Raw genomic sequence first — 3,335 nt, 5'->3', positions numbered from 1 at the left:
CGACCGATCCGGTCGGGGGCCGTTTCCGATCAGGCCGGGCTCAGCGGCCGGCGAAGAGCGCCCCGACCGCGCGGTGCGCCGGCAGGATCCGGCGCCGCTCCTCGTCCGCGTCGGCGGTGCCGGCGAGGATGTCCAGGAAGTGGTCGAGCTGGGCGGCGAGCGGCTCCCGGTTGGTGATCAGCTCGGGCACCTCGATGATGCTCTGCTGCCGGTAACCGCGGCCGTCCGGGGTGGCGGCGTCGGAGGAGACGTGCCGGTAGATGGTGACGTCCTTGCGGATCAGGTCGGCCTCGATCAGCCGGTCGACCTCGCTGATCACCAGGGTGCGCACCTTGCGCTGGCCGATCCGGCTGGCGGAGACGTTGGCCAGGGCGCCGTCGCCGAAGCTGAGCACCGTTTCCGCCACGTCCTCGGCCCCGCTGACCGAGTCCGGGTGGAAGTAGCCCATCGTGCCGTGCACGGTGACCGGCTCCTGGCCCCGGAACGCCTGGATGGCCAGGTCCACGTCGTGGATGAGCAGGTCCCACGCGACGCCGGTGCGGATCCGCGGCGCGTACGGCGAGTGCCGGGTCGCGGTCAGGTGCACCGGCCGGTCGACCAGCGCGAGCGCCGTCCGCACCGCCGGGTTGAACCGCTCCAGCAGGCCGCAGAGCAGGGGTACGCCGCGCTTCTCGGAGAGGGCGACGATCTCCTCGGTCTCGGCGAGGCTGCCGCAGACCGGCTTCTCGATCAGCAGCGGCGTGTCGGCGTTCAGCACCTGGTCGGCGAGGCCGTGGTGGATCTCGGTCGGCGCCGCGATGACCACGGCGTCGACGTCCGACAGGTTGGCGAGGTCGGGCGCCCAGGCGGCGCCGTAGCGCTCGGCGACCTGCTGGCCCACGGACCGGCGCGGCTCGACCACCGTGGCCAGCTCGGCGCGCTCGGACTGGGCGATGACGCGGGCGTGCAGCGAGCCCATCGCACCGGTGCCGACGAGGGCGAGGCGCAGCTTGGCGGTCACGCGCCCACCGCCTTCCGGACGGCCTCGACCACCTGGTCCACCTGGCTGTCGGTGAGGTGGTGGTGCACCGGGATGGAGACGCACTGCCGGACGACCCGCTCGGTGACCGGGGCCGGATCGGCGATCACCCGCGGGTGGTCCCGGTAGCACTCGTAGTCGTACACGGTCTTCGGGTAGTAGATGCCGCACCCGACGCCGGCCGCGGTGAGCCGGTTGATGACCTCGTCCCGGTCGACCGGCGCCTCGTCGGTGACCAGCAGCGTGTACTGGTGCCAGACGTGCGAGCGGCCGGGCAGCTCGGTGGGGAGCCGCAGGCCCGGCACGTCGGCGAGGCCGGCGGAGAGGCGGGCGGCGTTGTCCTTGCGCCGCTTGACGTTGTCGCCGTACGCGGCCAGCTGCGGGATGCCCAGCGCCGCCTGCAGGTCGGTGAGGCGGTAGTTGTGGCCGGCCATCTCGTACTGGTAGCGCGCCCGCATGCCCTGGTTGCGCAGCACCCGCAGCTTGTCGGCCAGCGCGGCGTCGTTGGTGGTGATCATGCCGCCCTCACCGGTGGTGAGGTTCTTGGTGGCGTAGAGCGAGAACGTGCCCAGGCCGAAGCTGCCGGCGCCGCGGCCGGAGATGGTCGCGCCGAGCGACTGCGCGGTGTCCTCCACGATCGCCAGGCCGTGCTGCTGCGCCAGCGGGACGATGCTGTCCATGTCGGCGGGCTGCCCGTAGAGGTGGACCGGCATCAGCACCCGGGTACGCGGGCCGACCGCGGCCGCGAGGGCCTGCGGGTCGACGCAGAAGTCCTCCTCGCGGATGTCGGCGAAGCGTGCGGTGGCGCCCGCCTCCAGGATCGCGTTGAGGGTCGCGACGAAGGTGAAGGGACTGGTGACGACCTCGTCGCCGGGCTCGAGGTCGAGCACCTGCAGGGCGGCGACGAGGGCGGTGGTGCCGTTGTTGACCGCGACCGCGTGCTCGACACCGACGAGATCGGCGAACTCACGCTCCAGCCGGGCCACCATCGGGCCCTGCGCCAGCACGCCCGAGCGGATCACCTCGACCGCCAACCGTTCGGCCGCCTCGTCGAGCTTGACGACGGAAATCGGGATCACCGGAGTTCTCCTCCTTGAGATGGTGGGGGCCTGGGAACGGTAGCAGCGTGGGAGACGAGCGGCACATCTGGACCGGCGCGGGGAGCGCTGCGCCACGCTCCCGGGCGGTCGACTCGCCGGGCGGCCTCGATTCGTGGCGGCCAGGAAGCTGCGCTACCCTCGGCGTTTGCTCGTCCCAGTCCATCCGAACGGAAATAAGCGACGCGGAGGCAGGAAGGCCGTGGCAGAGACCGCGACGCAGGTCGGCGACCTGCACCCCCCGGCCGGACAGGCCAGCGCCACCCCGAAGTCGGCAGGCCGGCTCTCCCTCGTCGTCCGCGTCGCGGTGATCGCCCTGATCGCCGCGGGCATGGGCTGGAGCGTCGTGCACCAGTGGCCCGACGTCCGGGAGACCTGGCTCCACCTGGCCTGGCCGTCCGTGGTGCTGGCGGTGCTGGCCGTGCTGGCCGGCATGTTCGCCAACTCGATGGCCTGGCGGGCCGCCGCGGACGACCTGGAGCACAAGGTGTCCGTACCGGCCGCCCTGCGGATCTGCATGGTGGGCCAGCTCGGCAAGTACATTCCGGGCAGCGTCTGGGCGTACGTGCTCCAGATGGAGCTGGGCCGGCGCGCCGGCCTGCCGCGCGCCCGCGCCTTCCTGGCCACGCTGGTGGCGCTCGGCCTCGGCGTGGTCGCCGCGCTCGGCCTGGGCCTGCTCAGCCTGCCCGCGCTGCTGGACGCGACCACCGCGAGCGGCTCCGAGTACGCCGAGCCGGTCCGGGTGGCCCTGTGGATCGTGGCCATCCTCTTCCCGATCGCGCTGATCTGCGCGATCCCGGCGGTGCTCACCCGGCTGATCCAGCTCACCCTGAAGGTGCTGCGCCGGGAGCCGCTGCACCACCGGCTCACCGCGCCCGGGGTGCTGCGGGTGATCGGCTGGAGCGCGCTCGGCTACACCATGTTCGGCGTGCACCTGTGGCTGCTGGCCAACGCCCAGGCGGCGCCGGGCCTCGGCGGGCTGCTGCGCAGCATCGGCTCGTTCGCGATCGCCATCACGGTCGGCATGTTCGCCTTCCTGTCCCCGTCCGGCCTGGGTGTCCGGGAGGCGGTGCTGGTCGCCACCCTCGCGCCGTTCCTCGCCGACGCGGGCGGCGTGGGCGCGGCCACCGGCATCGCGCTGGCCTCCCGGCTGATCTTCACGGTGGCCGACCTGCTGGGCGCCGGCATCGCCGCGCTCTCCGGGCTCCGGCAGGTCCGGC

The 3,335-nt window shown here is 73.0% G+C and carries 3 protein-coding genes; 1 reads left to right on the top strand and 2 read right to left on the bottom strand.

All coding sequences use genetic code 11. From position 1 onward, the window contains the following. Positions 1-40: 40 nt before the first annotated feature. Positions 41-1,000 carry a Gfo/Idh/MocA family protein gene (locus tag ACWEVO_RS33140; protein ID WP_452311371.1) on the bottom strand — a complete coding sequence of 320 codons (960 nt, stop codon included), beginning with the start codon at positions 998-1,000 and terminating at the stop codon, positions 41-43. After that, a complete protein-coding gene (locus tag ACWEVO_RS33135; RefSeq protein ID WP_452311370.1) occupies positions 997-2,097 on the bottom strand; it encodes a DegT/DnrJ/EryC1/StrS family aminotransferase in 1,101 nt (366 codons plus the stop codon). The genes ACWEVO_RS33140 and ACWEVO_RS33135 overlap by 4 nt, the downstream gene beginning before the upstream one ends. Before the next feature lie 220 nt (positions 2,098-2,317). Between ACWEVO_RS33135 and ACWEVO_RS33130 the strand changes: the two genes are divergently transcribed. Beyond that, positions 2,318-3,335 (top strand): lysylphosphatidylglycerol synthase domain-containing protein (locus ACWEVO_RS33130; RefSeq protein WP_452311369.1); only part of this gene is annotated, 1,018 nt, incomplete at its 3' end.

The sequence above is a fragment of the Micromonospora sp. NPDC003776 genome, assembly GCF_053605645.1.
Note: the sequence above shows the minus strand (reverse complement) of the source record. Positions and strands in the feature narration are given on the sequence as shown.